24 protein-coding genes and 5 pseudogenes are annotated in these 25,468 nt (G+C 67.4%); 15 read left to right on the top strand and 14 right to left on the bottom strand.

The window, feature by feature from the left end:
* Positions 1-349 precede the first annotated feature (349 nt).
* Entirely contained in the window at positions 350-928 is a 579-nt protein-coding gene (locus ASF08_RS12765; RefSeq protein WP_026176074.1) for a hypothetical protein, read from the bottom strand.
* 274 nt (positions 929-1,202) lie between these two features.
* Between ASF08_RS12765 and pgeF the strand changes: the two genes are divergently transcribed.
* The 4 genes and pseudogenes from pgeF to ASF08_RS12750 all read left to right on the top strand — a co-directional run bounded on the left by pgeF (position 1,203) and on the right by ASF08_RS12750 (position 4,188).
* Positions 1,203-1,973 carry a peptidoglycan editing factor PgeF gene (gene pgeF / locus ASF08_RS12760; RefSeq protein ID WP_056145801.1) on the top strand — a complete coding sequence of 257 codons (771 nt, stop codon included), beginning with the start codon at positions 1,203-1,205 and terminating at the stop codon, positions 1,971-1,973.
* 271 nt (positions 1,974-2,244) lie between these two features.
* Positions 2,245-2,619, top strand: a pseudogene (locus ASF08_RS26120) (porin family protein); the annotation flags it as partial.
* Between the two features lies 1 nt (position 2,620).
* On the top strand, positions 2,621-3,190 hold a 570-nt coding region (locus tag ASF08_RS25830; RefSeq protein WP_244474522.1), incomplete at its 5' end, for an outer membrane protein.
* Between the two features lie 272 nt (positions 3,191-3,462).
* Positions 3,463-4,188 (top strand): DUF2076 domain-containing protein, encoded by a 726-nt coding sequence (locus tag ASF08_RS12750; protein WP_056145797.1) that lies wholly within the window; start codon positions 3,463-3,465, stop codon positions 4,186-4,188.
* A gap of 95 nt (positions 4,189-4,283) precedes the next feature.
* Here ASF08_RS12750 and ASF08_RS12745 read toward each other — a convergent pair whose 3' ends face one another.
* Positions 4,284-5,054, bottom strand: a complete 771-nt coding sequence (locus tag ASF08_RS12745) for a L,D-transpeptidase (protein WP_082473198.1) — start codon at positions 5,052-5,054, stop codon at positions 4,284-4,286.
* Positions 5,055-5,387: 333 nt separating this feature from the next.
* Here ASF08_RS12745 and ASF08_RS12740 point away from each other — a divergent pair, with 333 nt between their 5' ends.
* Together ASF08_RS12740 and uvrC are read left to right on the top strand one after the other, a co-directional pair.
* Positions 5,388-6,119 carry a chemotaxis protein gene (locus ASF08_RS12740; protein WP_056145794.1) on the top strand — a complete coding sequence of 244 codons (732 nt, stop codon included), beginning with the start codon at positions 5,388-5,390 and terminating at the stop codon, positions 6,117-6,119.
* Positions 6,120-6,201: 82 nt separating this feature from the next.
* Positions 6,202-8,256 (top strand): excinuclease ABC subunit UvrC, encoded by a 2,055-nt coding sequence (gene uvrC / locus ASF08_RS12735; RefSeq protein ID WP_056145791.1) that lies wholly within the window; start codon positions 6,202-6,204, stop codon positions 8,254-8,256.
* 16 nt (positions 8,257-8,272) lie between these two features.
* Here the strand turns inward: uvrC and ASF08_RS12730 are convergent, their stop codons facing one another.
* Both ASF08_RS12730 and ASF08_RS12725 read right to left on the bottom strand, forming a co-directional pair.
* Positions 8,273-8,611 carry a type II toxin-antitoxin system RelE/ParE family toxin gene (locus ASF08_RS12730; RefSeq protein ID WP_056145789.1) on the bottom strand — a complete coding sequence of 113 codons (339 nt, stop codon included), beginning with the start codon at positions 8,609-8,611 and terminating at the stop codon, positions 8,273-8,275.
* Positions 8,604-8,888, bottom strand: coding sequence for a ribbon-helix-helix domain-containing protein (locus ASF08_RS12725; protein ID WP_018044662.1), 285 nt, complete (start codon positions 8,886-8,888; stop codon positions 8,604-8,606). The genes ASF08_RS12730 and ASF08_RS12725 overlap by 8 nt, the downstream gene beginning before the upstream one ends.
* Positions 8,889-9,052: 164 nt before the next feature.
* On the opposite strand from ASF08_RS12725, the gene pgsA reads away from it, so the two are divergent.
* The 3 genes from pgsA to ASF08_RS12710 are packed head-to-tail and all read left to right on the top strand — an operon-like array spanning position 9,053 to position 10,404.
* Complete coding sequence (pgsA, locus tag ASF08_RS12720) at positions 9,053-9,652, top strand: CDP-diacylglycerol--glycerol-3-phosphate 3-phosphatidyltransferase (RefSeq protein ID WP_056145786.1); 600 nt, start codon at positions 9,053-9,055, stop codon at positions 9,650-9,652.
* 31 nt (positions 9,653-9,683) lie between these two features.
* Positions 9,684-9,935 (top strand): molybdopterin converting factor subunit 1, encoded by a 252-nt coding sequence (moaD, locus tag ASF08_RS12715; protein ID WP_056146529.1) that lies wholly within the window; start codon positions 9,684-9,686, stop codon positions 9,933-9,935.
* A 40-nt stretch (positions 9,936-9,975) separates the two neighbouring features.
* Positions 9,976-10,404: a GNAT family acetyltransferase gene (locus ASF08_RS12710; RefSeq protein WP_056145783.1), complete on the top strand. Its 429-nt coding sequence runs from the start codon at positions 9,976-9,978 to the stop codon at positions 10,402-10,404.
* Between the two features lie 33 nt (positions 10,405-10,437).
* Here the strand turns inward: ASF08_RS12710 and ASF08_RS12705 are convergent, their stop codons facing one another.
* Positions 10,438-11,376: a metal ABC transporter substrate-binding protein gene (locus tag ASF08_RS12705; RefSeq protein WP_056145780.1), complete on the bottom strand. Its 939-nt coding sequence runs from the start codon at positions 11,374-11,376 to the stop codon at positions 10,438-10,440.
* 286 nt (positions 11,377-11,662) lie between these two features.
* Between ASF08_RS12705 and ASF08_RS12700 the strand changes: the two genes are divergently transcribed.
* From ASF08_RS12700 to ASF08_RS12675, 6 genes are all read left to right on the top strand, one after another.
* Positions 11,663-13,450 (top strand): ABC transporter ATP-binding protein, encoded by a 1,788-nt coding sequence (locus ASF08_RS12700; protein ID WP_443136526.1) that lies wholly within the window; start codon positions 11,663-11,665, stop codon positions 13,448-13,450.
* A gap of 56 nt (positions 13,451-13,506) precedes the next feature.
* The gene (locus tag ASF08_RS12695) at positions 13,507-14,544 is read left to right on the top strand and encodes an aldose epimerase family protein (RefSeq protein WP_056145777.1); all 1,038 of its coding nucleotides are present in this window, start codon (positions 13,507-13,509) and stop codon (positions 14,542-14,544) included.
* 69 nt (positions 14,545-14,613) lie between these two features.
* Complete coding sequence (locus tag ASF08_RS12690) at positions 14,614-15,174, top strand: GbsR/MarR family transcriptional regulator (protein WP_056145774.1); 561 nt, start codon at positions 14,614-14,616, stop codon at positions 15,172-15,174.
* 23 nt (positions 15,175-15,197) lie between these two features.
* Positions 15,198-15,896: a DUF4166 domain-containing protein gene (locus tag ASF08_RS12685; protein WP_244474536.1), complete on the top strand. Its 699-nt coding sequence runs from the start codon at positions 15,198-15,200 to the stop codon at positions 15,894-15,896.
* 25 nt (positions 15,897-15,921) lie between these two features.
* Complete coding sequence (locus tag ASF08_RS12680; RefSeq protein ID WP_056145770.1) at positions 15,922-17,424, top strand: TIGR01777 family oxidoreductase; 1,503 nt, start codon at positions 15,922-15,924, stop codon at positions 17,422-17,424.
* A gap of 49 nt (positions 17,425-17,473) precedes the next feature.
* Complete coding sequence (locus ASF08_RS12675) at positions 17,474-17,797, top strand: YnfA family protein (RefSeq protein WP_200931860.1); 324 nt, start codon at positions 17,474-17,476, stop codon at positions 17,795-17,797.
* Between the two features lie 9 nt (positions 17,798-17,806).
* Here the strand turns inward: ASF08_RS12675 and ASF08_RS25825 are convergent.
* From ASF08_RS25825 to tesB, 9 genes and pseudogenes are all read right to left on the bottom strand, one after another.
* Positions 17,807-18,256: pseudogene (locus tag ASF08_RS25825) on the bottom strand (DNA translocase FtsK); the annotation flags it as partial.
* 1 nt (position 18,257) lies between these two features.
* Positions 18,258-18,509 (bottom strand): annotated as a pseudogene (locus ASF08_RS26240) (cell division protein FtsK); the annotation flags it as partial.
* A gap of 30 nt (positions 18,510-18,539) precedes the next feature.
* Positions 18,540-18,587, bottom strand: a pseudogene (locus ASF08_RS26235) (hypothetical protein); the annotation flags it as partial.
* A 7-nt stretch (positions 18,588-18,594) separates the two neighbouring features.
* Positions 18,595-18,982, bottom strand: a pseudogene (locus ASF08_RS25815) (FtsK/SpoIIIE domain-containing protein); the annotation flags it as partial.
* Position 18,983: 1 nt separating this feature from the next.
* Positions 18,984-20,833 (bottom strand): DNA translocase FtsK 4TM domain-containing protein (locus ASF08_RS25810; protein WP_443136821.1); only part of this gene is annotated, 1,850 nt, incomplete at its 3' end.
* Between the two features lie 214 nt (positions 20,834-21,047).
* Positions 21,048-22,004 (bottom strand): TorF family putative porin, encoded by a 957-nt coding sequence (locus ASF08_RS12665; protein WP_147830055.1) that lies wholly within the window; start codon positions 22,002-22,004, stop codon positions 21,048-21,050.
* Between the two features lie 296 nt (positions 22,005-22,300).
* Complete coding sequence (locus tag ASF08_RS12660; RefSeq protein WP_026176080.1) at positions 22,301-23,806, bottom strand: ammonium transporter; 1,506 nt, start codon at positions 23,804-23,806, stop codon at positions 22,301-22,303.
* Positions 23,807-23,894: 88 nt separating this feature from the next.
* Complete coding sequence (locus tag ASF08_RS12655; protein WP_018044676.1) at positions 23,895-24,233, bottom strand: P-II family nitrogen regulator; 339 nt, start codon at positions 24,231-24,233, stop codon at positions 23,895-23,897.
* A gap of 283 nt (positions 24,234-24,516) precedes the next feature.
* Positions 24,517-25,386 (bottom strand): acyl-CoA thioesterase II, encoded by an 870-nt coding sequence (tesB, locus tag ASF08_RS12650; RefSeq protein ID WP_056145764.1) that lies wholly within the window; start codon positions 25,384-25,386, stop codon positions 24,517-24,519.
* Positions 25,387-25,468: the final 82 nt, after the last annotated feature.

The raw sequence follows: 25,468 nt of genomic DNA, 5'->3' as shown, positions 1-25,468 counted from the left end.
AGGGCCGGCCGATGAACGCCTGGCGTTGACGCCTTCGGGCAGCGCGCGGGCGGTCGGGAGCTCCCCAGCGGCGAGGCGCCGCGCCTGCCGCATCGGGGCTTTTCAAGCCGCGAATCCGTGACTAGCTTGGGGTTCTCGCAACGAACGAAAGGAGGTGATCCAGTGTCTCATTGCCTAAATCAGCCGCTTACCTCGGCTTACCGGACCTGGAACGTCGCCTCCGGCGCACACGCCTAGCGCGTTAGAGGACCCCTCACCGGGTTCGGCCGAACGGACAAGCGGTTCGGCAATGGAAGGGCCGCCCTCATGGGGCGGCCCTTCGTCGTTGGGGTCTCGGTCAGTGAGTGGTTCAGCGCTTCTGGAACAGGGGCTGGGCCAGTGCCTCGGCCCGAGCCATCCAGAGGTCGCGATCGGAACAGGCCTGGGCCAGTTCCTCGGCATCGCTCTCGGAGCGCGCGCGAGCCTCTTCCAGCTTCTCGACGAAGAGGGTCTGGAGTTCGGCGAGGCGGTCACGCTCGGCGCGCAGGTCGTGGAGCTCGGCCATCTCCTTCTCCACATGCGACCGCAGGCGGCGCAGTTCCTGGGCGAGGATCCCCTGGAGTTGGTCGTAGCGGTCGCTCTCGACCTTGAGCTTGGCCTTGAGCATCAGGTTCTCGGCCATCAGTTCCGAGACGTCGCCGTCCTCGCTGGCCTCGGGAGCCTCGGTCCGCGCGGGCGGCGACACCACCCGGGGCGACCAGGACGAGGCCTGCGGCTCGGCCTTCTCCGGCGCGGCCGGTCTTTCGAACGCCGCGACCTTGTCGGCGGCGGGGGCCTGCTCGGCGGAGGTGGTCGCCGCCTTCATGGCCGCCAGCCAATCGCGCAGCGGTCCGGGCGTCGGACGTCCGCTTAAATCCTGTGCCTGGTAGTGACGGGCTGGTTCCGACATCGCTCGCGTCCTCGTGTGCAGACGCATTCGATCAAAGCATACTTAACGAACCGTAAAGGTTAAGAAAATTTCCTCGTCCCGATTTGCGGAAACGGGCGCGCCGCGTGGCGGGTGTTCCTCCCTGCCGAAGGGTCACTTCGACCGCCGTATCATGCAGACATAAGAGAGTCCGAGCCACGGCCGGCATCGGCTTTCGTCGAGGGGGCGCGACCACCCAGCGGACCGGGCTGATGCTATAGCTCGGCGCGCAATCGCCAAAGGACGGACACGGCACATGTATATCGAAGCGCCCAGCCTCGTGGGACAGCCCGGCATCAGGCACGCCTTCTTCACCCGTGCCGGCGGCGTCTCCCACGGTCTCTATGCCAGTCTCAACGGAGGCCTCGGCTCGCAGGACGAGCCCGCCCTCGTGGCGGAAAACCGGAGCCGCATGGCCGGGCATCTCGGCGTCGCGCCGAGTCATCTCGTGAGCCTGTATCAAGTCCACTCCGCCGAGGTCGCCATCATCGACGGCCCCATGGCCCTTGCCGACCGCCCGCGTGCCGACGCCATGGTCACGCGCGTGCCGAACCTCGCTCTGGGCATCGCCACCGCCGATTGCGGTCCGATCCTGTTCGCCGATACCGTGGGCCGCGTCGTCGGCGCCGCCCATGCGGGATGGAAGGGCGCCTTGTCCGGTGTGATCGCCGCAACGGTGGAGGCGATGGAGCGTCTCGGCTCGGCGCGGGGCGACATTATCGCCGTGCTCGGCCCGACGATCTCGCAAGCCGCCTACGAGGTCGGGGACGATTTCCGCACCCGCTTCGCCGAAGAGGTTCCGGGTTCGGACGCCCACTTCGCGCCGGGCCAGCGCGAGGGGCACGCCCAGTTCGACCTGCCCGGCTTCATCGCCCGTCGCCTGCGGGAAGCCGGCATCGAGAAGGCATCGACACTGGGCCTTTGCACCTACGCCGATCCCGAACGCTTCTATAGCTATCGGCGCACGACCCACCGGGGAGAGGCCGATTACGGCCGACTGATTTCAGCGATCGTTCTTGCCGCCTGACAGGCGAGACGGTGGCGGCCAGGGTCTGCGACAATCTGTCATTCGCCAAGGTAGTGAAAAAGCGTGGCCGTAAGTGAACCTTGGCCGTTCGGCAGTGTTCTGGCTATGCGTTGCCTCTGCTGAGGTGGTCGCTGCCACAAAGGGGCCGTGTTCGACACACGCGGCGTGGTTGCGATGCAACAGCTTCCTGAGGGATGCTGAGCTATAGACGGGGAATTGCGCAGGACCGCTCCCAAAAAGGCGGCCGCGCTAACGAGTAGAGGACCAGACCATGAAATCCTTCCTTCGCGGCACCACCGCCCTTGCCGGCATCGTCATCGCCGGTTCCGCTTTCGCCGCCGACCTTCCGCGTCGCGCCGCTCCCCCGGTCTTCGTGCCGGTGCCGGTGTTCACCTGGACGGGCGCCTACTTCGGTATCAACGCCGGTTACGGCTTCGACGCCGGAAGCAACAACGACCGCTACGCCCTGCCGGGTGGTTCGGTGCTGAACTCCTTCACCCGCACCCCGGTGGTCGTCTCGACCAACGGCGGCAACGATCTCGAAGGCTTCGTCGGCGGTGGCCAGGTCGGCTACAACTACCAGTTCACCCCGGGTTCGGGCGTGGTCGTCGGTATCGAAGCTGACGCCCAGTACACCGACTTCGGCNTTCGTCGGCGGTGGCCAGGTCGGCTACAACTACCAGTTCACCCCGGGTTCGGGCGTGGTCGTCGGTATCGAAGCTGACGCCCAGTACACCGACTTCGGCAACAAGAGCCGCACCGTGGCCGGCACCGTCAGCCCCGTCGCCGGCGCTCTCGTCAGCCCCACCTCGGTCCGTATCCCGGGCAACGAGATGAACTTCTTCGGCACCGTCCGCGGCCGTATCGGTTACGCCTTCGACCGCACTCTCGTGTACGGCACCGGCGGCTTCGCCTACGGCGACGGCGCAACGGGCGGCGACGACTTCCGCACCGGCTACACCGCCGGCGGTGGTATCGAGTACGCTCTCCCCACCGACTCGTTCTTCAACTTCTTCAAGTCGTCGGCCGTGACCCTGAAGGTCGAAGGTCTGTACGTGAACCTCGAGAACGACAGGAACAACCGTGGCGGTCGCTCGGTGTTCAACGCGGCTGCCGCCCCCAATGGCCTCCTGACCATCAGCCCCTCGGTTGCTGCTCGCGAGTCCGAGTTCGCCGTCGTCCGCGCCGGCCTGAACTACAAGTTCGGCTCGTACTAGGCCTTAGCGGATTTAGTCGCCTCCTCCGGGTGGTGACCTCCGTTCCCAGAAAGGAGCCCGACCGCGAGGTCGGGCTCTTTTTCGTTGCTCGACAGGGACTTGACCCTGTCCGCCCTGTTTCCTGTCGGAATTTTCATGGAGGGAAGCGGCTTCCCCGTGCATCCGCAACGGCGAAGTTCGCGTTGACCCCCTGACAAAGCCTGAGGCGCCACCCCATCTCGGAGGCGCCGGGGCGGCATTGGCCCGCAGGCTTCTCTCAGGAGGACGACCCCATGAACAGCGAAGAACGCGAGGTCATCGGCGGCATTTTCCAGCGTCTGGAGCAGGCCGCGAGCCAGCCCCGCGACGCCGATGCCGAGCGCTTCATCGCGGACAAGCTCCGCGCTCAGCCCTATGCGCCCTATGCGATGGCGCAACTGATCTATGTCCAGGAAGAGGCGATCAAGAGCCTGAACGAGCAGCTCGAACAGGCTCGTCAGTCGGCCCAGCAGCCCCAGGGCGGCGGTGGCGGCTTCCTCTCGAGCATCTTCGGCGGCGGCTCGCGCCAGCCGGAACCCCAGCGTCCGACCGGCCAGCCTTGGGGCGGTCAGGGTGGGCCGCAGCAGGGATACGGTCAGCAGCCCGGCTATGGGCAGCAGCCGGGTTACGGCCAGCAGCCCGGTTACGGCGGACCGCAGCAGGGCGGCCCCTGGGCCGGCCAGCAGGCGGCTCCCGCGCGCGGCGGCGGCTTCATGGCGACGGCGCTTCCGATGGCGGCGGGTGCGGCCGGCGGCATGCTGCTCGGCAGCGCCCTGTCCAACGCCTTTGCCGGCGGGCATTCGGCCCTCGGCAGCGCGGCGGCGGCAGGCCTTCCCTCGGCCGGTGCCGCGGCCGGTAACGAAGACCTCGGCTCGGCCCTCGGTGGCGGCAACGACTTCCAGGACGCGTCGTTCGATAGCGATCCGGGCGGTGATTTCGGCGGCGACCTGGGCGGCGGCGGCGACGACGATTGGGTGTGAGCCCAACCCGTACCCGTCACCGCGCGTGATGGTTCATTGACGAGGAAGGCCCGGTGCGTGTCCCCACGCGCCGGGCCTTTTTTATGTGATGTCGGTTACAGGACTTCGACCCGCGTCCCCACGGGCGTGCGCTCATACAGGTCGATGACGTCCTCGTTCATCATCCGGATGCAGCCCGACGACACGGATTGCCCGATCGTGTGCGGTTCGTTGGTCCCGTGGATGCGGTAGAGGGACGAGCCGAGATAGAGCGCCCGCGCGCCGAGCGGATTGGCCGGGCCGCCCGCCATGTGGCGCGGCAGATCGGGGCGGCGTTGCAGCATCTCCGCCGGAGGCGTCCAATCCGGCCATTCGCGCTTCTGGCTGATCGTCTTCATGCCCGACCAGGCGAAGCCCGGACGACCGACACCGATGCCGTAGCGGATGGCCTGGCCGCCGGGCTGGACCAGATAGAGAAATTTCGTCCGGGTATCGATGACGATGGCGCCGGGCTTCTGCCGCCCATCGAAGGGGACGACCTGCCGGGCAAAGCGCGGGTCCAGCGTCCGCTCGATCGCCGCGGCCTGCATCTCGGGTGTCGCCTGCGACGGCAGGGCGGCGAGCCGCGTGCGCGCGGGAGCGAGATAAGGATCGATGTCGGGCACACGGTCGCCCGAGTAGAGCACGCGCGGCATCGGCTCGCCGCCATAGCCCTGTGCGGCCGGATGGCGTGGGAGCACCCCGTCATCGGCGAGGCCGGGACGCCTGGCGCGCGGCGGCGATCCATTGCCCGTCACCAGGAATTCGATGAAGCCGCCACCGTACTGGCCAGCCGAACTCTGAGCCCGTGCGGATCCCCCCGTCACCGCCGTCGCCAGGCAAGCCATGGCGACGCACAAACCGATACGCTTCAACACGCGACTACTCCGGGCCATCATCGTCCTGCCATCCAGGCTGGCCGGACGGGACGAGAATCGCGTGAAGGAACGTGGTGAATCGTTCAGTCCATTGCGGCTCCATTGGTCGCTTTCAAGAACAGCATGAATCGTCCGTAAAACTGCACACGACCTTTTGTCTGTTGAAGAAATGGCAACCACTTGGTCGCATGGTGGCTCGAAGGCTTCTCGTCTCGGGAGCCGCGTCGTTCGTCAGGACGATGGCGCCCGAGCCACGCGTGCCCGCCATTCGACCCAGTTACTCCTGCCGGCTGATCATCCCCGATGAACATGAAGCGCTACCGCATCGAAGACAGCCTCGGTTTGGCAAGCGTGCGACCCGTCGTGGAGGTCGCGCACGCCAAGGAGCGTTCCGGCTCCGACGACGTGAAGCTCGACGAGATCCTCTCGGCGATCCAGGAGCTTCGCCGCGTCACGCAGACCAGCACGGTCGAGACGATCGAAGCCTGCCGGAAGGAGCTCAACGAGGCCTTCGCCATGCGCTCCGAACTCGACGTGATGAAGGAAGCCATCACCCGGACGAAGAAGGAAATCGCGACGCTCTATCATTCCGAGAATACCGGGAAGGGAATGAAGCGGGTCGCCGGCGAACTCGATGCGGTGGTGGAATCCACAGAGCTCGCCACGAGCACGATCCTCGGCGCGCTGGAAGAGATCGAGACCAATGCCAGCGCATTGCGGGCCATGCGCCATGCCGCCGGCGCCGAGAATGTCGACATGATCCTCGAGCGCGTCATCGTCGCCTACGAGGCCTGCAACTTCCAGGATCTCACGGGCCAGCGCATCAACAAGATCGTGGGCGTGCTCAAGTTCATCGAGGAGCATCTGGACCGCATGATCGAGGCCTGGGGCGGCCTCAATTCGTTCAGCGAGATCCTCGGCGTCGTGCCCCAGGGCCCCAGCATCGACGACGAGAGCTCGCTCCTCAACGGACCCAAGCTCGACAGCGACCCGGGCCATGTGGACCAGGGCGATATCGACGCGCTGTTCGATTAAGACGCGAACGCGCCGGCCTTCGGAGGGGCGATGGGGTCGGGAGCCCCTTCCCTCTCGAATCCCCGGCGCTTAAGTCTCGGGCATGAGCCGTCAGCCCGCGAAAGACCCGTCTTCCCAGCAAGACCTGCCGCCGGATTCGTTCGACGAACGCGAGGATGCGGACGAAACCCCGGAACGCATCGACGACGGCCCCGAGATCGATTTCGATTTCGAGGAAGGCGCGGTCAAGGCCGGCACGGAGATCATCCGCCGGTTCTGGAGCACGCTGCCGTCGGGCCCGGGCGTCTACCGGATGTTCGACGAGAAGGGCGACGTCCTCTACGTCGGCAAGGCCAAGAACCTGAAGGCACGGGTCGGCTCCTATGCGAGGGGCCAGGCCCATTCCAACCGCATCGCCCGGATGATCTCGCAGACGGCGGCGATGGAATTCGTCACCACCGCCACCGAGACCGAAGCGCTGCTGCTGGAGGCCAACCTCATCAAGCAGCTGAAGCCCCGCTTCAACGTGCTGATGCGGGACGACAAGTCGTTCCCCTACATCCTGGTCACGGCGGATTCGGAAGCGCCGCAGATCGTCAAGCATCGCGGCGCGAGGCGGCGGAAGGGCAGCTATTACGGCCCCTTCGCCACCGTCTGGGCGGTGAACCGCACCGTCAACGCGCTCCAGCGCGCCTTCCTGCTGCGCACCTGCACCGACAGCTATTACGAGAACCGCACCCGGCCCTGCCTGCTCTACCAGATCAAGCGCTGCGCCGGCCCCTGCACCGGTGAGATCGCCCTGCCGGAATATCAGGCGCTCGCCGAGAATGCGAAGGGCTTCCTCTCGGGCAAGTCCAACGCGGTGAAGGACCGCATGCGCGAGGAGATGCAGGACGCCTCGGAGAAACTCGAATTCGAGCGCGCCGCCCGCTTTCGCGACCGCATCTCCGCCCTCTCGGCGATCCAGGGGACGCAAGGGGTCAACACGCAGGGCGTCGAGGAAGCGGATGTGTTCGCCCTCGACGAGCAGGCCGGCCAGTTCTGCATCGAGGTCTTCTTCTTCCGCAACTTCCAGAACTGGGGCAACCGCGCCTATTTCCCGAAGGCCGACCGCTCCATGACGCCGGACGAGGTGCTCGCCTCCTTCATCAGCCAGTTCTACGACGACAAGCCGGCCCCCCGGATCGTCCTCGTCTCCCATGCCATCGAGGATGCGGAGCTGATGGCGGCCGCCCTGTCGAGCCGTGCCGAGAACCGGGTGGAAGTCCACCAGCCCCAGCGCGGTGAGCGCAAGGCGCTGGTGGAATACGCCCAGCGCAACGCCAAGGAGGCCCTGGCCCGCAGGCTCGCCGACACCGCCTCGCAGGGCAAGCTGCTGGTGGCCCTCGGGCAATCGTTCGGATTGCCCGCGCCACCCCGCCGCATCGAGGTCTACGACAATTCCCACATCATGGGCACGAACGCGGTGGGGGGCATGATCGTCGCCGGCCCCTCGGGCTTTGCCAAGACGCATTACCGCACCTTCAACATCAAGTCCGAGGAGCTGACGCCGGGCGACGATTTCGGGATGATGAAGGAGGTGCTGCAGCGCCGCTTCAAGCGCCTCGTCAAGGAGAACCCGCGCACGCCCAACGAGGCGGCTTTGGCGGCCAGCGAAGGCGGCGTTCCCGAGCCGGTCCCCGAACCGGACGGCGACACCATGCCGGCCTGGCCCGATCTCGTCCTCATCGACGGCGGCAAGGGCCAGCTCGAAGCGGCACGCACCGCGCTGGAACAGCTCGGCGTCACCGACGTCGCCCTCGTCGGCATCGCCAAGGGCCGTGACCGCGATGCGGGGCGCGAGACCTTCTTCGTGCCCGGAAAGGCTCCGTTCAAGCTGCCGCCGCGCGATCCGACCCTCTACTTCGTCCAGCGCCTGCGGGACGAGGCCCATCGCTTCGCCATCGGCACGCACAGGGCCAAGCGCAAGCGGGAGATGATCAAGAACCCCCTCGACGAGATCGCCGGCATCGGCCCGACCCGCAAGCGCGCCCTCCTCCACCATTTCGGGACGGTGAAGGCGATCCAGCGCGCGTCGTTGGAGGATCTGGCGACCACACCCGGCGTCAACGCGGCCACGGCGCGGGCGGTGTATGATTACTTCCAGGCCGGAGGGTGAGCGCGAAGCCCGCCTGTCAGGTTGCGTCGGTATCCGAATCGTCGTCAGACCGGCGATACAGAGCCTCGTAATCCCTCCCGCCATAGAAGACGTTGGTGATACGAACGCTATCGTCCTCGACCAGAAAAGCGATCACGGCGCAACGCTCGAACGGCACCGTGCGAAGGCCGGGTGCGAGGTCGTCACGGAGTCGACCGGCACGGGGCGCATCTCCGATCCGATCACATCGCGCCTTGATGCGTCGTACGAACGACGCGGCGACTGACGTGTTTCCGCTCGCTTGGCGAACGAAACGGAAAATGTCGGCAAGGTCGTCCAGCGCGTCCGGCCGGAAGTAGACCGCGAGTCTACGCACCGGAAGTCTCGGTCCCCTCGTCGGCGAACAGGCGAGCCAGGTGCCGGTCCGCGTCCGTCGTCGTCAGGTCCGGCCGCGGGTCATCGAGGGACCGGCGAACACGAGACCGTATCTCGCTCAGACGCCCGGCATCTTCCATCCGTTGCCGTTGCCAGAGACGGACCGCGTCACGCATGACTTCGCTCGTCGATGTGTAATCTCCCGCCTCGATGCTTTCACGCACCGCACGAAGGAGCTCGGGCGTCATGGTAATGCTGATCTCGTCTGCGGACGGCATGCGCGGACATCCTGCTCAATCCGCCCATCGGTAGCATAGAATCGGACCCGGCACATTCGCAGCGCAATGCGCCCGGCGCGACGACAGAGGCGGTATGAAAGCGGTATGGCCGTTTGCATCATCGCGGTTGACCCCTCCCCCCCGGCCATGGTTTCACCGCGTCGATGACTGTCCTCCCCCTCCGACGCCGGTCACCGGCCTGGACGCTGGCGAATTGCCTGACCTACGGGCGGCTGGTCGCCGTTCCCGTGGTCGTGGCGCTGTTGTATTGGCCGGACGAGCATGCGGCGCGGTTCGCGGCGCTCGGCGTCTTCGTCGCCGCGGCCATCACCGATTATCTCGACGGTTACGTCGCCCGGACCTACGATCAGAGCTCGGCCCTGGGGCGGATGCTCGATCCGATCGCCGACAAGCTCCTCGTCGCCGCCTGTCTGCTGATGCTGGTGGCCGACAAGACGATCCACGACTGGAGCCTGTGGGCGGCCATCGTCATCCTGTGCCGCGAGATCCTCGTGTCGGGCCTGCGCGAATATCTGGCGGAGTTGAAGGTCAGTCTTCCCGTGAGCCGCGTGGCCAAGTGGAAGACCACCCTTCAGCTCGTGGCGATCGGCTTCCTCGTTGCCGGCAGGGCGGGGGAAACGATCCTGCCCCATACCGTCTTTGCCGGAGTCGCCCTGCTCTGGGTCGCCGCGGCCCTCACGCTCTACACGGGCTACGACTATATGAGAGCCGGCATCCGGCACGTGATGGACGATCCGCGCTGACCCGCCGATGCCGCAGCCGGAAGGGCAGATGATGAAGCTCGTGTATTTCGCCTGGGTGCGCGAACGCATCGGCAAGGCCGAGGAGACCGTGGACCTGCCGGCCGGGACCGAGACGGTGGCCGACCTCGTCGGCTGGCTGTGCGGTCGGGGCGAGGAATACGCCTATGCCTTCGAGAATGCCGGTATCGTGCGGGCGGCGATCGATCGGGTCCACGCCAAGCCGGATGCCGCTATCGCGGGTGCCACCGAGATCGCGTTCTTCCCGCCGATGACGGGCGGCTGAGCGGCCGCTCGCCGGATCTCTCGCGAGGGCGCGCTTATCGATGACCACCGTGATTCGCGAGTTCCAGGACGGCGATGCCGAAGCGGTGGTGGCTCTCTGGAACGCTGCCGGAATCTCTCGGCCATGGAACGATCCGGCCAGGGACATCGCCTTCGCCAGGCGCGATCCGCATTCGACGATCCTGTTGATCGAGCGCGAGGCGGCCGTCGCCGCCACCGCCATGGTGGGCGAGGACGGGCACCGGGGCTGGGTCTACTACGTCGCCGTCGACCCGCTTCTTCGCGATCTCGGCCTGGGCAGGGCGATCATGGAGGCGGCCGAGCGGTGGCTGATCGCCCGCGGCGTCTGGAAGGTCCAGCTCCTCGTGCGCGAGGAGAATGGCGCGACCCGACATTTCTACGAACATCTCGGCTACCGCGACACCCGGACGATCTGCCTGCAGAAAGTCATCGGCGAGAATGCGGGCTGAGCGGGTCGAGGCTCACAACGCCGCGCGGCTCGCTCACTTCCTGCCGAGAGCCGCGCTGAAGGCGGCGAGGTTGCTGCGCATCATCGCCGCGTAGCTGGCCGCAGGACCATCGGGACCCGACAGGGCGTCGGAATAGACCTTGCCGCCCACCGTGGCACCGCTCTCCCGCGAGATCTGCTGCATCAGGCGTGGGTCGGCCACGTTCTCCAGGAAGACCGCCGGGATCTTGTCGCGCCGGATCTGGCGGATGATGCGGGCCACATCCTTCGGGCTCGCCTCGCTGTCGGTGGAGACGCCCTGGGGCGCGATGAAGTCGAGCCCGTAGGCGGCGGTGAAATAGCCGAACGCATCGTGCGTGGTGATGATCTTGCGGTGCTCGGGGGGAATCGCCGCGATGGCCGCGCGGATATCGGATTCCAGGCCCGCGAGGGTGGCGAGATAGGCTTTCGCGTTCGCCGCGTAGTCGCCGGCGTGATCGGGATCGATCTTCGCCAGCCCGTCGCTGATATTGGCGATGTAGATCCGCACATTGGCGATACTCTGCCAGGCATGGGGATCGTCGTGATGGGCGTGTCCCGCATGCCCTCCGCCATGGTCGTCGTCACCTTCGATGGGCTTCACACCCTTGGTGGCGACGATGACGGGGGCCTTCGTCCCGGACGCCTTGATCAGCCTGTCGAGCCAGCCTTCCAGACCGAGGCCGTTGACCACGACCAGATTGGCGGCGGTGAGTTTGCGCGCATCCCCGGGGGCCGGGTTGTAGCCATGCGCGTCGGCATCGGGGCCGACCAGCGTCGACACTTCGACCCGGTCGCCGCCCACCTGCTTCACGAGATCACCGAGGATCGAGAATGTCGCCACCGCCTTCAGCGGTTCGGCGGCATCCGCCTTATTCCCGAACGGGGAGACGGCCAGCAGGAAGCCGAAACAGGCCGCTGCAGCCGATTTCACGATGTGGCGCCTCGATTGCATTCGTCTCGCTCCTTGACCACACATCCGCCGGATGCCGATCCAGTGCCATCCGCTCCCCCACCCCAGGACGCGTCTGCCCGGCGACGAAGGCGATGCTCGCCGTGCGATGCGTCACACGACCGAAAAGCGGCGGGATGGTGCACTCAGCCGGCACCCGATGTACGGCTGCATTCTCTAGTGTAACAGTATCACATTGCCAAGGCGGAGAGCGTCGCTTGATCTTCCCCTCATCGCCCGGCAAACCCCCGTCTGAATGCCGGGCGCCTGCCCGCGCGCCAGACAACGGATGATCATGGGCCGTAGGCCGCTTCTCAGGGGTGACACCCTTCCCCTCATCGGCCGTGTCTGGCGCGACTGGCTACGGCCCCACCGGGCGACCCTCGCCGTCGTCCTGGTGCTGATCGCCATCATCGGGGTCGCGACGGGGCTGTATCCCGCCCTGATCAAGGGCGCCTTCGACGCTTTCGACCACAAGGACCCTGCCGCCCTCACCTATGGGCCGATCATCGTCATCGCCATCACCTCGATCCGGGGCTTTGCCCTGTTCGGCCAGACGGTGCTCACCAACCGGGTGGTGACCCGCGTCGAGGCCGACATGCAGGCGGCACTCTATGGGCATCTCATCGATTCCGACCTCGCCCAGCTCGGGCGGGAGAGCCCGGCGGCCTTCACCCAGCGCTTCACCACGGATTTCGCCTTCATCAAGGAGGCACTGACGCGCATCTCCACGGTGCTCCTGCGCGATCTCGCCATGCTGATCGCCCTCGTCGTCGCGCTGCTGTGGATGGACCCGGTGCTCACCCTGGTGGCGGCGGTGGTCGTGCCCTTCGTCGCCGGCCCGATCGGCCGCATCGGCAAGAAGCTGAGGCGGGTCTCCACCACCACGCAGGAGCAGATGGGCCTCACGGCGAGCCTTATCACCGAGAGCCTGCAGGGCGCCCGCATCGCAAAGACCTACGCCCTCGAATCCTACCTGAAGGGCCGGGCTTCCGGCGCGTTCGACAATGTCCGCCGCCTCAAGATGAAGGCGGCCAATGCCCGCGGACGCCTCGATCCGCTGATGGAGATCGGCGGGGGGGTCGCGGTGGCGGCGGTGCTGGTCCTGGTGGGCCAGCGCGTCATGTCCGGCGACCGGACGGTGGGCGATTTCACCGGCTACGTCGCCGCCCTGCTCCTGGCCGCGCAGCCCGCCCGCGCCCTGGGCACCCTCAACGCCATCCTTCAGGAAGCCGGCGCGGCTCTGCAGCGTTACTTCGCGCTGATGGACGAGGCGCCGCGCATCCGCGAGAAGCCCGATGCCGTGCCGCTGGTCATCACCGGCGGAGAGATCCGGTTCGAAGGCGTCCGCTTCCGTTATCGCGAGGACGCGCCGGCCCTGGAGGGAATCGACCTCACCGTCCCCGCCGGCGCCACCGTCGCCCTGGTCGGGCGCTCGGGCTCCGGCAAGTCGTCCCTGCTCAACCTCGTTCCGCGTCTCTACGACGTGACCGGAGGCCGCGTGCTCATCGATGGCGCGGATCTGCGCGACGTCACGATCCCGTCCCTGCGCGCGGCCGTGGCGGTGGTCTCCCAGGACGTGGTGCTGTTCGACGACACGGTCGCCGCCAATATCGGGTTCGGCCGTCCCGGTGCGACCCGCGCCGAGATCGAGGCCGCCGCGGAAGCCGCCGCCGCGCACGGCTTCATCAGCCGGCTGAACGAGGGCTACGAGTTCCGCGTCGGCCCCTCCGGCGGACGCCTGTCGGGAGGCGAGCGCCAGCGCATCTCCCTGGCCCGCGCCTTCCTCAAGGACGCGCCGATCCTGCTCCTCGACGAGGCCACGAGCGCCCTCGATTCCGAATCCGAGCGTTTGGTCCAGGGCGCGCTGCTGCGCCTGATGCAGGGGCGGACCACCCTCGTCATCGCGCACCGCCTCTCCACCGTGCGCGATGCCGGCTTGATCGTGGTCATGGAAGCCGGCCGCATCGTCGAGACCGGAACGCACGACGCCCTGATCGCCTCGCAGGGCGGCTATGCGCGCCTGCACCGGATGCAATTGTCCAGCGATGCGGACGAACCGGCCTTCGCCCCCTGATCCGCATCCCGCGCGTTGAGGCCCGACGATTCCTCTGACGCGAGACGAGTGCCGGCATGGCAGGACAGACTTTCGGACGGACGAAGGACGGTAGCCCCGTCTCGCGATACAGGCTCGCCCGGTCCCGCCTGCGTGTCGACATCCTCGATTTCGGCGGCGTGATCGGCCGGATCGATACGCCCGACCGCGAGGGCAATTGGGCCAACGTCGTCCTGGGCGCCCGTGAAGTGGCGGGCTACGAGGCGAGCGACGCGCATTTCGGCGCCATCATCGGCCGCTACGCCAACCGCATCGCCGGGGGGCGCTTCAGCCTCGACGGACACCAATGCCAGTTGCCGCTCAATGCCAGCGGCAACACCATGCATGGCGGGGAGAACGGCTTCGACCGGCGCATCTGGCGGGTGATCCGGTCGGACGGTACCTCCCTGGTCCTCGGCTATCGCTCGGTCGACGGCGAAGAGGGCTTCCCCGGCACTCTCGATGTGGAAGTCGCTTACTCCCTCAGCGGCGACGAGACCCTGCGGATCGACTACACGGCCCGAACCGACCGGCCGACCATCGTCAACCTCACCAACCACAGCTACTTCAACCTCTCCGGCGAGGGCTCCGGCGACGTGATGCAACATCGGATCGCCATCGCGGCGGAGCATTACCTCCCCACCGATGCCGGACAGATTCCCACGGGGGAGATCAGGCCCGTGGCGGGCACCGCCTTCGATTTTCGCGAGCCCGAAGCCCTGGGCACCCGCATCCGCGACGCGGATCCGCAGCTCGCTCTGGCGCATGGCTACGACCACACCTTCGTCCTGCGCGACCCCGGCCGCCTGCGGCACGCGGCCTCCGCCCACGATCCGTCGAGCGGGAGACGGCTCGCCATCGCCACCACCCAGCCGGGCCTGCAACTCTACACCGCCAACATGCTCGACGGCACGGTGGTCGGGTCCGGCGGGCGGCTGTACCGCGCCGGCGACGCGGTCTGTTTCGAGGCGCAGGGGTTCCCCGACGCACCGAACCGGGCGAATTTTCCCTCCACGACGCTCCGCCCCGGTGAGGTCTTCACGGCGACGACGACCTATCGGTTCAGCGCAGACTGACACGCCGCTTGTCATCGCCCGACGCGGCGGTCGCTTGACTCGATTTCTTTTATGTCTGTAATTTCTGTCATGACAGAAATTACAGACACTCCCGAAAAGCTTCCCGTGGCGGTGGAGCGCTTCATCCTCCACTGGGGCGATCTCGGCGGGCAATGGGGCGTCAACCGCTCCGTCGCCCAGATTCACGCCCTGCTCTACCTGTCGGACAAGCCCCTGGCGGCGGAGGAGATCGCGGCGACGCTGGGCATCGCGCGCTCCAACGTCTCGACATCGCTCAAGGAACTGTCCGGCTGGAACCTGATCCGGCGCGTCCCCGTGCTGGGCGAGCGCCGTGATCACTTCGTCGCCGAGACCGACCTGTGGGAGATGGTCACGCGCATCGCCGCCGGCCGCAAGGAGCGCGAGATCGATCCGGCGATCGCGGCCCTGCGCACCTGCGTGGCGCAGGCCGAGGGCGATCCGACCATCGGTGCCGTCGCCTCCCGCCGCCTCAAGGCGATGCTCGAATTCACCGAGACCATGGACCGCTGGCACAGCCAGATGCTGGGCGTTCCGCACGCGACCCTCGCCAAGCTGATCCGCCTCGGCAGCCGGATCGTGCGCTTCCTGCCCTCCAAGCCCGAAGGCTGAACCGGGGAGCCGCGATCATGACCATGACGGCATTGAGGGGGCCTTCCGTGGGAGGCACGGCGCCTCCCATCGGCGAAAGCCCGGTAATCGCCCGTGCGCACGAGGCCGACCTCCGCGACCTGCGGTTCCGCAGCCTGATCGCGGACGAGGACTGGACCACGCTGTCGCCCGCGATCAGGCGGCGCTTCACCAAGCGGCTCCGTCCTGGCACCAGCGCCGTCTATGTCGGCCACGTGGTCGAGACCCGGATGAGCCGCCTCGGCTGGCTCCTGGCACAGGCCGCCCGCCTCATCGGCGGTCCGCTGCCGACCTCCAGGGGGGGCGGCCTCGCCAGCGTCGTCTCCGTCACCGAAGACCGGTCGGGAGGCGGGCAGGTCTGGACGCGGCTCTACGCCAGGCCCGGCGGATTTCCCCAAACGATCAACTCGGCGAAGCGCTTCGGCGGGCCGACCGGCCTCGAAGAGCATGTGGGCGGCGGTCTCGGCATGAGCCTCGATATCGCCGTCGTCGAGGGCCGGCTGGTTTTCTCCAGCCGGCGCTACTTCCTCCGGCTGTGGCGATGGCATCTGCCGCTACCCGGTTTCCTGACGCCGGGCAGCCTCACCGTGACCCACGGCGAGACCGGTGCGAACCGCTTCGCCTTCACCCTCACGATCCGCCACCCCTGGTTCGGCACGCTGATCCGCCAGGAGGCGGAGTTCCGCGACGTCGTCGACGCCTGATCCATCACGCGGGAGACCCGACATCATGACCTCGACCCTGCTCTGGTCGCTGATCGCCGTGCAGATCGCCATGGGAGCGTTCGACACGCTCTACCACCACGAACTGACCGAGCGCCTCGCCTGGCGCCCGTCCCAGCGCGGGGAACTGCGCCTCCATGCCGTGCGCAACTGGCTCTATGCCTTGCTCTTCCTCACCCTCGGTTTCGCCGAGCCGAAGGGGCTGCTCGCCTGGGCCATCATGGGCGTTCTCATCGTCGAGGTCGTCATCACGCTGATGGATTTCGTGGAAGAGGATCTGAGTCGGCGCCTGCCGGCCACGGAGCGGGTGAACCACACGCTCCTGGCGCTGAATTACGGTGCGATCCTCGTCCTCATTCTGCCGGTGCTGCTCGGCTGGGCCGGCGAGGCCACGGGCATTGCCTGGGTCAGCCACGGCGCCTGGAGCGTTCTCGCCCTCGCGGCCTCGCTCTCCGTCGCGATCTTCGGCCTGCGCGACTGGTTCGCCGCCGGGCGGTCCGAGCGCCTGGGCCTGCCCTCCCCGGCCGGGCTCGCGGACATGCTCGCTCCGGCGCGGACGATCCTGGTGACGGGCGCCACCGGCTTCGTCGGCCAGCGCCTCGTGGCGAGCCTCGTGGCGGCCGGCCACGAGGTGACGGTCCTGACCCGTGACGGGGCGAAAGCCGCGGCACTGCCCGCGCCGTTGCGGATCGTCACTGCCCTCGACCAAGTGCCGGACGACGCGAGGCTCGATGCCATCGTGAACCTCGCCGGCGAACCGATCGCCGACGGGCTGTGGACGCGTGCCAAGCGCCGCGCGATCCTCGCATCGCGCCTGAGGATGACTCGCGGGCTCGCCAAACTGGTGGCCCGCCTCGACCGGCCACCGTCCGTCGTCGTCAGCGGCTCGGCCGTCGGATGGTACGGCCTGCGCGGAGATGAGAGCCTCACCGAATCGAGCCCGGCGGCTCCGGCCTTCACCCAAAGGGTGTGCGAGGCCTGGGAGCGGGAAGCGATGGCGATCGCGGCCCTCGGCCCACGGGTCGTCCTTCTACGCACCGGGCTGGTGCTCGGAATCGAGGGCGGCCTCCTCGCGCGGCTTCTCATGCCGTTCGAGTTCGGTCTCGGGGGACGGATCGGCTCCGGGCGGCAATGGATGTCGTGGATTTCCCGCGACGACCTCGTCCGCCTGATCTGCCACGCCATCGCGACGCCGACCCTGGCGGGACCGGTGAACGCGACCGCACCGGAGCCCGTCCGCAACGCCGACTTCGCCGTATCCCTGGCGCGGCAGCTCCACCGCCCGGCGATCTTCCCGCTTCCGACGCGGCTCCTGCGCCGGCTGGGCGGCGACTTCGCCGAGGAGATGCTCCTGGGCGGGCAGAGGGTGCTGCCCGAGAAAGCGCTCGCCAGCGGGTTCGCCTTCCGGCATGCCCAGCTGGAATCGGCACTTGGATCCATTCTGGGCCGGAATGTCGTGCGGGAGGCGGAAGCCCGGTCCTCGCGGGCCGTCGTCCATGCGGGCGAATGACCGGCATCGGAACGCGGCGCGCGGCGCCCTTTCGTGATGGAGCGAACCCCTGATCACCGCCCTCGTCTATACCGGCGCCGCTTTGGCCGAGATCGCCGGGTGTTTCGCCTTCTGGTCCTGGCTGAGGCTCGGCCGGTCGGCCTGGTGGGCGCTGCCGGGCACGCTGTCCCTCGTCCTCTTCGCCGTGCTGCTCACCAGGGTGGAGAGCGACGCGGCGGGCCGGGCCTATGCCGCCTATGGCGGCGTCTACATCGCCGCCTCGATCCTCTGGCTCTGGCTCGCCGAGAGCCAGAGGCCGGACCGGTGGGATATGACCGGTGCCGCGATCTGCCTCGTCGGCACCGGGATCATCCTGTTCGCGCCGCGCGCCTGACGGCACACGTCACATCTCGTGCGGATCGGGCTCCACCAGGATCTCGCGTTTGCCGGCATGGTTCGCGGAGCCGACGATGCCCTCCACCTCCATGCGCTCCATGAGCGAGGCGGCACGGTTGTAGCCGATCTGCAGGCGGCGCTGGATGTAGCTGGTGGAGGCCTTCTTGTCCCGCATGACCACCTGCACCGCCTGGGCGTAGAGATCGCCGCCGCTCTCGCCGAAGCTGCCCTGGTCGAAGACCGCGCCGTCGACCTCGATCTCGTCGATCGCGCCCTTGGCCGATTTCCCGCCGCCCTTCGAACCCTTGTCGTCGTCCTCGCCATCGTCGGCGGTGACGGCCTCGAGATAAGACGGCCTGCCCTGGCGCTTCAGGTGGGCGACCACGCTCTCGACCTCCGAATCCGAGCAGAACGGGCCATGGACGCGGGTGGTGCGCCCGCCGCCGGCCATGAACAGNGCCCTGGCGCTTCAGGTGGGCGACCACGCTCTCGACCTCCGAATCCGAGCAGAACGGGCCATGGACGCGGGTGGTGCGCCCGCCGCCGGCCATGAACAGCATGTCGCCTTGGCCCAGCAGCTGCTCGGCGCCCATCTCGCCGAGGATCGTGCGGCTGTCGATCTTGGACGTGACCTGGAAGGAGATCCGGGTCGGGAAGTTCGCCTTGATCGTGCCGGTGATGACGTCCACCGACGGGCGCTGCGTCGCCATGATGAGGTGGATGCCGGCCGCGCGCGCCATCTGCGCCAGACGCTGGATCGCGCCTTCGATGTCCTTGCCCGCCACCATCATCAGNGCGCTGCGTCGCCATGATGAGGTGGATGCCGGCCGCGCGCGCCATCTGCGCCAGACGCTGGATCGCGCCTTCGATGTCCTTGCCCGCCACCATCATCAGGTCGGCCATCTCGTCGACCACGATGACGATGTAGGGGAGCGGATTGAGGTCCATCTCCTCGGTCTCGTAGACCGCCTCGCCCGTCTCGCGGTCGAATCCGGTCTGGACCGTACGGGTCAGGACCTCGCCGCGCCCACGGGCCTCGGCGAGGCGCGCGTTGAATCCGTCGATGTTGCGCACACCGACCTTCGACATCTTCTTGTAGCGCTCCTCCATCTCGCGCACGGCCCATTTGAGGGCGATGACCGCCTTCTTCGGGTCGGTGACGACGGGGGAGAGCAGGTGCGGGNGACATCTTCTTGTAGCGCTCCTCCATCTCGCGCACGGCCCATTTGAGGGCGATGACCGCCTTCTTCGGGTCGGTGACGACGGGGGAGAGCAGGTGCGGGATGCCGTCGTAGACGGAGAGTTCCAGCATCTTGGGATCGACCATGATCAGGCGGCACTCTTCCGGCTTCATCCGGTAGAGCAGCGACAGGATCATCGTGTTGATGGCCACCGACTTGCCCGAGCCCGTGGTGCCGGCGACGAGCAGGTGGGGCATCTTGGCGAGATCGGCGATGATCGGTTCGCCGCCGATATTCTTGCCGAGGCACAAAGCGAGGCTCTGCTTCGTCTCGACGAAATCCGCCGAGGCAAGGAGTTCGCGCAGATACACGGTCTCGCGCCTGGCATTGGGCAATTCGATGCCGATGGCGTTGCGGCCGGGCACCACCGCCACACGGGCCGAGACCGCCGACATGGAGCGGGCGATGTCGTCCGAGAGGGAGATCACGCGGCTCGACTTGGTGCCCGGCGCCGGCTCCAGTTCGTAGAGCGTCACCACCGGGCCGGGGCGCACGGCGAGGATGTCGCCGCGCACGCCGAAATCGCTGAGGGTGGCCTCGAGCAGGGTCGCATTCTGCTCCAAGGCTTCCGTCGAGACCTGGCTCGCCAGGGACAGGCCCGGCGCCTCGCCGAGCAGGTCGAGGGGGGGATGGGAATAGCTCTCCGCGCCATAGGCCGGCGCGGGAGATGCGCGCCGGATCGGTGCCGGAGCGGGGGACGGTGCCACCGGGGCGACACGGGAGCGCGGCGCCGGCGCCGATGCCACCGGTTCTTCGGGAGCGTAGAACTCCTCGCCGCCATCGTCCGGCTCGTCGTCGTGCAGGATCGGCTCAGGGAGGGGACGGCGGGTGACCGGCCGGGTCTCCGCCACAGGCTGCGGCTCGAAGACCGGTTCGCGACGCGCCGAGGCGGCATCGCCTCTCGGCTGGTGTCCCGCGTCCTGCGGCACATGGGTGGACCATGGCGCGTCGTCCGCGTCCGAGAAGGCGCGGCGCGCGGCGAGCGCCGGCGAGGCGCCGGCATAAGCGAGTTCGGTGGCCGCCGCCGCCCGGTCGGCACGCCACTCGGCGATCCGTCTCGCGATGGCGGTCCGGCCGCCCATCAGGAGATGCGCCAGGGTGCCGAGGGAGACGATGCCGAGGCTCGGCTCGTCCTCTTCGTAGCGGCCGTCATGCCGGGCGGAGGGCTGCGACCGCTGGCTGGACGCGGACGGAGCGGGCTGATCGTAGGATTCCTCCTCCGGCTCGGCTCCGGCGCGGCAGGCGCCGGTGAGGCACAGGATCGCCACCGCCGCGAAGGCGAAACCGACGAGGGCCGTGGCCGGGGACGCGATGGCGCCGACGATGAGCCGCGCGGTGTGGATCAGGGCATCGCCGGCCACGCCGCCGAGCCCGGTGGGCAGGGGCCAGCGGGCGGTGGGCGGCAGCGCGCTCGCCACAGCGCTCGCGGCGAAGAAGCCGATGATCCAGAGGGTGATCCGCAGGCCGCCCCGGGGCAGTTCCCGGGACCGCATGAGTTGGACGCCCCAGAAGGCGGGCGGCAGGGCGAAGGCCAGGGAACCGAGGCCGAGGAGCTGCATCGCCAGATCCGACACCACCGCGCCGCCGGTGCCGAGCACGTTGTGCGCGGCATGGTCGGTGGCGTGGTTGATACTCGGATCGTCGATGGACCACGTCGCCAGGGCGACCGTGAGCGCGGTCGCGCCCGCGAACAGGAGAAGACCGCCCATCTCCGTCATCCGCTTCGCCAGAAACGGCCTGAAGCTGTCGACGAAAGTGTCGTAGGGCGATGCGGAACGGCGGAGCGAGCGCATACGGGACCAGACGCAGGGAGAAACGATCCGGTAACGCTATGTCGACCGAGTTAACGGCTGTTTAAGGCTTAGAGATCGTTAGCACGGCCCGCACAGATGTCCGTGTTTTCGGACGCTTTCACGACTCGCCTCGTCGAATCTGGTTCGTGCCGCCAACGGAGAAAGGCCCCGGATCGCTCCGGGGCCTTTCTTCGTCCATCGCTGAGCTTGGCGCTTAGCGGAAGAGGTTCAGGAGACCGCCCGGCTCGGCGTAGATGCCGGGAGCCGCAGTCGAGGTCTGGAAGGTGATGGAGCCGATGACGGCATCGCCGCACCACTTGGAGGTCCCGCCGTTGTTGAAGCCGCGGTAGTCGCCGGTGAAGTTGAAGCAGTCGGTCTTGCTCAGGTTGGTGTTGTGGTAGCGCACATCGAGGACAATGTTCTTGTAGGTGTAGGACAGGCCGACGTTCCCGTAGAGGTAGCTCGGCAGGTTGAAGGCGATCTGCCCGGTGGCGGAGGTCTTCGCGGCGGTCAGGAAGTAGTAGCCGAGCTCGGACGAGATCGAGAAGCCACCGGAATAGGCCTCGGGCAGGAACGAGAACCAGTTGGCCGGCAGGGTATAGGCGGCGGTGCCGGAGGTGTAGGTGCCGTTGGCGTGCTGGCCGAGGAAGTTTGGCGAGTAGAACACGTTGAGGCCGAGGGTCAGCGAGTCCGTCGCGGTCCAGGTGCCCTTGGCGGCGTATTCCATAAAGTCGGTGTTGGCGGTGGTCAGGAACGCGCCGCCCGGGCCCAACAGGCGCTTCTCATTGGGGTAGAAGTAGTAGAGCACGCCGAGATCTAGGGCGAACTTGTCGAAGGTCGGGCGGATACCGGCGGCGAGATCGAACTCCATGTCCGGCTGCGTGGGCAGGCGGGTCTGGTAGGTGGCGAGGCCGGTATAGGCGAAGCCGCCGAAATACTGGGCCTCGAAGAAGGACTGGTAGCTGCCCTGGCGGTTCGACTGCGACACACCGCGGAAGTTGTAGTCCGTCTGGTAGCGCGAGCCGAACGAGAAGCCGATCAGCGGATCGGGCGCCTTCGCCTCGACCGGCATGGTCTTCGGCGCGGCAAGGTCGGCGGCGTTGACGCTGCCAACGCTCAGGAACGCGGCGAGGGAAGCGGCAGTCCCCAGTGCGGTTAGCTTCAGTGTCATCAGAGTTCAGCCCCAGTTATTCTGTGATTTGCAAGTTGCCAAATCCGGCCGAGCTTCGCAAAACTAACTTTGATGCAATTGCCCAGGAAATAGGCAAATACGGCCGTTCGTGGGACTTGCCATGGGGGTGTTGCATTCGCATCACATTTTCGCCCCAGTCCGGCGGCGGGAGCCGGCTCTGCCTCACGGTCGGGGGCGTCGATGCGGTTCTCGACGGCTGTCACGGACATGAGAAAGGCCCCGGTCGCATGGCGACCGGGGCCTCTCGGTTCGTTTGAGATGGTGTTTAGGCGTGATCAGTAGTTGTAGGCGCGCTCGCCATGGTCGGCGATGTCGAGGCCTTCGCGCTCTTCGTCCTGGGTCACGCGCAGACCGATGGTCAGGTCGACGAGCTTGTACAGGATGGCGGAGCCGATGCCGGACCACAGGATGGTGAAGCCGACGGCCTTACCCTGGGCCAGGAGCTGCGCCGCCATGTCGTAGGCGCCGACAGCGAGTTCGCCGGGCTTGCTGGTGTAGTCGGGGATGCCGACGCCGCCGAAGTCCGGGCTCACCAGGATGCCGGTGGCCAGGGCGCCGAGGATGCCGCCGATGCAGTGGACGCCGAAGACGTCGAGGGAGTCGTCGTAGCCGAGGGCGTTCTTCACCGTGGAGCACATGATGAAGCAGGCGCCGCCGGCGACGAGGCCGAGGACGATCGAACCCATCGGACCGGCGAAGCCGGCGGCGGGCGTGACGGCGACGAGGCCGGCGATGGCGCCCGACAGCATGCCCAGGAGCGAGGGCTTGCCCTTGAGCATCCACTCCACGAACAGCCAGGAGACGGCGGCAGCGGCGGTGGCCACGAAGGTGTTGATCATGGCCAGACCCGCGGAGCCGTTGGCTTCGAGGTTCGAACCGGCGTTGAAGCCGAACCAGCCGACCCAGAGGAGCGAGGCGCCGATGGTGGTCATGGTCAGCGAGTGCGGGGCGAGGAGGTCACGGCCGTAGCCGATACGCTTGCCGAGCATCAGGCAGCCGACGAAGCCGGCGATACCCGCATTGATGTGCACGACGGTGCCGCCGGCGAAGTCGAGGGCGCCCCACTTGAAGATCATGCCCGCATCGGCGTTGACCGCGTCGAGAGCGGCCTGCGCGGTCGCCTTGGAGGCGTCGTCGGTGGCTGCGGCCAGGGCCTTGGCGGCGTCGCCGACGAGGTCGGGACCACCCCAGTACCAGACCATGTGCGCCATCGGGAAGTAGATCAGCGTGACCCACAGCACCGAGAAGACGAGCAGGGCGGAGAACTTCATGCGCTCGGCGAAGGCACCGACGATGAGGCCGGGCGTGATCATCGCGAACGTCATCTGGAAGCAGATGTAGACGTATTCGGGAATGACGACGCCGTTCGAGAAGGTCGCCACGGTGGTGGACGGGTCGACGCCCTTCAGGAAGACCTTGGAGAAGCCGCCGACGAAGTCGTTGAGACCGCCGCCGTTGGTGAAGGCCATGCTGTAGCCGAAGGCGACCCACAGAAGGCAGACGATGGAGGCGATGGCGAATACCTGCGTCAGCACCGACAGCATGTTCTTGGTGCGCACGAGGCCGCCGTAGAACAGCGCGAGGCCGGGCACGGTCATCAGCAGCACGAGGACGGCCGAGACCATCATCCAGGCGGTATCGCCCTTGTTGGGGACGGGCGCGGCGGCGGCCGGCGCTGCGACGACTTCTGGGGTCGGCGACTGTGCGAGGGATGGCTCGACGAACAGGAGGGCCAGCGCGGCGCCTCCCATCCCGAGCGCAAGGGCATTGCGAAGTTTCATGGAAACGGAACTCCCGGTCGCGGTGCGATGGTGACGTGAGGAAAAGGAGGGGAAGCGGGCCGGAGCGTCGTCCGGCCGGGGCGATGGCTCAGAGCGCGTCGACGTCGGTCTCGCCGGTGCGGATGCGGACGGCCTTCTCGAGGGGCACGACGAAGATCTTGCCGTCGCCGATCTGGCCGGTGCGGGCGGCGGCGGCGATGGCGTCGATGACGCTGCTGGTGAGGTCGGACGCGACGGCGACCTCGATCTTCAGCTTCGGCAGGAAGCTCACGGCATACTCGGCGCCGCGGTAAATTTCGGTGTGGCCCTTCTGGCGGCCATAGCCTTTGACTTCGGTCACCGTGAGGCCGTGGACGCCGATTCCGGTCAGCGCATCCCTGACCTCCTCGAGCTTGAACGGCTTGATGATAGCCATCACGATCTTCATGGGCGGCGCCCCCTTTTGTTCTGGATGCCCCCGGTCACCGGCCCGATCTGCGTCGCGGCCCGGCAATCCGGCATTTCGCACCAGCCGGAATGGCCAAGCGATCGGCGCCCATCATTCAAGGACTATGCCAAAGGGAACTTTTCGCGATTTCCCGTTCTGCACACAAAGTGATCGATCACTGACGCGTGATCGTGCGATTTTTTCGCGACCATTGCCTAAATAATGATCATTCAGACGATAACGTGAGCAGAATGGAAGCCCGTAAAGCAAAGCTCGCAGCGCATCACGAGCCGTTCGCGGTCGGCCGGATCAGACCCTCCTGAGCCACGGATGCCACGAGCTCTCCCTCCCTCGTGAAGATCGATCCCCTGGCGAAACCGCGCCCGCCCGAAGCGGCAGGACTCTCCTGCGCATAGAGCAGCCATTCGTCGGCGCGGAAGGGACGGTGGAACCAGAGGGCGTGATCGAGGCTCGCGGATTGGATCGCGGCATCGAACACCGTCTTGCCGTGGGGGATCAGCGTCGCGTCCAGCAACATCAGGTCGGAGGCATAGGCGAGGACGGCGCGGTGGATGGCCGGGTCGTCCGGCAGGCGCGCCCCGGCCCGGAGCCAGACGTGGAAGCGGGGCTCGCGCGGGTCGCGCGACATGTAGCGCTGCACCTCCACCGGCCTCAGCGCGATCGGGGTGGCTCGGCCGAGATAGGCGCGCATGGTGGCCGGGATCGACGGACCTGCCTGCGCGGCCAAAGCGGGGGCGTCGAGGAGCGCCTCGGGCCCCGGCACGTCCGGCATGGCGATCCGATGGACGAGCCCCTCCTCGTCGGTGTGGAAGGAGGCCGACAGGGTGAAGATCGCGCGCCCATGCTGATGGGCCACCACCCGCCGCGTGGCGAAGCTGCGCCCGTCGCGGATGCGTTCCACCGCGTAATCGATCGGCGCGGCCGGGTCGCCGGCGAGGATGAAATAGGCATGGAGGGAATGCGGCGGCCGGCTCGCCCCCACCGTGCGCGATGCGGCGACGAGGGCCTGCCCCAGCACCTGGCCGCCGAACACCCGGAACCATCCGGTTTCGATGCTCTGGCCCCGGAACAGGTCGTCGTCGAGGCGCGCGAGGTCGAGGCAGGCGAGGAGTTCGTCGACGGATCCGGTCATGCGGGCCTTTCACCGGGCTGAGGACATCGATGCGGCCGTGCATCACGGCGTCACGGCAGAGGGAATCGCCACAGCTCGCCCG

The sequence above is a fragment of the Methylobacterium sp. Leaf85 genome, from assembly GCF_001422125.1.
Lineage (GTDB): Bacteria > Pseudomonadota > Alphaproteobacteria > Rhizobiales > Beijerinckiaceae > Methylobacterium > Methylobacterium bullatum.
The sequence above is the reverse complement of the archived record's forward strand: the minus strand, read 5'-3'. Positions and strand labels throughout refer to the sequence as shown.